Annotated in this window: 1 protein-coding gene; it reads left to right on the plus strand. The window is 50.0% G+C overall.

Annotation, left to right across the window (positions count from 1 at the left end; translation table 11 throughout):
• Positions 1-1,289: IS1380 family transposase (locus G494_RS0114700; protein WP_028585126.1), on the plus strand; the 1,289-nt coding region annotated here is incomplete at its 5' end.
• Between the last annotated feature and the right edge of the window lie 195 nt (positions 1,290-1,484).

Consider the following 1,484-nt stretch of genomic DNA (forward strand, 5'->3'; position numbering starts at 1 on the left):
CCAGCCACTCCGGGCTTGCCCTGGTGGGGCTGTGCATCAACCGTTACTGTGATCTGGCCAAAGCGACCAAGCGCACCATAGGGGACGATCGGAACGTAATCACCCATCCTGACATCCTTCGCAGTTATCTTGGGTTACTCTGCCTGGGCAAGAGTGACTATGAGGCTATCACTTCCATGCGAGACGATGATTTTTTTGCGCAATCTCTAGGTGTAAGCCAAGTGCCTTCGTGCGAAAGCCTGCGCCAACGACTTGACCAAAAAGCAGACAATTATCTACAGGTAGCTCGACAATGCTCACTGGAATTGCTGAAAAAAGGTGAGGTACACCTCTCCCCCCTTGATACCGGCCACATTCCATTGGATGCCGACGTTTTCCCCATGGACAACTCGGGTACCAAAAAAGAAAACGTCAGCCGAACCTACAAGGGGCACGATGGCTATGCTCCCATAGCCGCATACATTGGCATGGAGGGATGGTGTCTGGATATCGAATTCCGCCCAGGTAGCCAGCACAGCCAAGAAGGCTTTATACCCTTCATGAAAGAAGTGCTCTGTCGGGCGAGGACGCTCACTAGCAAAAAGCTTTTGGTTCGTTTGGATTCGGGCCATGATTCGATTGAAACCAGGGTGCTTCTCCGCAAGGCTGAGAAAGTATCTTATATAGTTAAATGGAATCCTCGCAGAGAAAACACTGAAGCATTATGCCGGAAAGCATTCGAAAAAGGCACGGTGTCAATGCCTCGAAAATACAAAAAGGTAGCTCTGCTCACCATAAAAAAACACCAGGAATATGAAGGCAAAAAATTTGTTTTCACTAAAGTGGTGCGGGTTACTGAACGAAGGGCCGATAAGCACGGGCAAATGCTGATGGAGCCGGACATCAAGGTGGAGGGCTGGTGGACCAACCTTGACTTGCCAGAAGCGGAGATTATTCGCCTCTATCAGAACCACGGCTTGAGCGAGCAGTTTCACAGCGAGTTCAAAACTGATTTGGACTTAGAGCGCCTGCCCAGCGGGAAGTTTGCAACCAATGCGGCGGTAATGGCTCTGGGTGCATTAGCGTACAATATCCTGAGGATGATCGGGCAGCTGGGTTTACTGGGCAAGAGTTCACCAATTCGTCACCCAGGGAAACGTCGACGCCTAAAGACTGTTATTCAGGAGTTGATCTACCTGGCAGCTCGTCTCCTTTTAACTGCACGTCGTCTACGATTACGTTTTGGAAGACATTGTCCTGCTTACGTCGCTTTTGCCATCGTGTACAACCGACTCTTGGTCGACAGATAGAAAGTTGGACCTCCGGAAGGGCTAGTCTTCAACAGAAGTGCGACCAGACTTCGTAATTTTGTCAGATTGTCAAAGATCCAGACCCATTCCGGCAGTTTTTAAACAACTGGGGGCGACTCATGGAGCCGTCTGGGTAAAAAAACAGTTGATCCTGACACAGCGCATGAGTGTGGACCAATGTGTCACGGATTCAGG

The organism is Desulfogranum mediterraneum DSM 13871 (assembly GCF_000429965.1).
Taxonomy (GTDB): domain Bacteria; phylum Desulfobacterota; class Desulfobulbia; order Desulfobulbales; family Desulfobulbaceae; genus Desulfogranum; species Desulfogranum mediterraneum.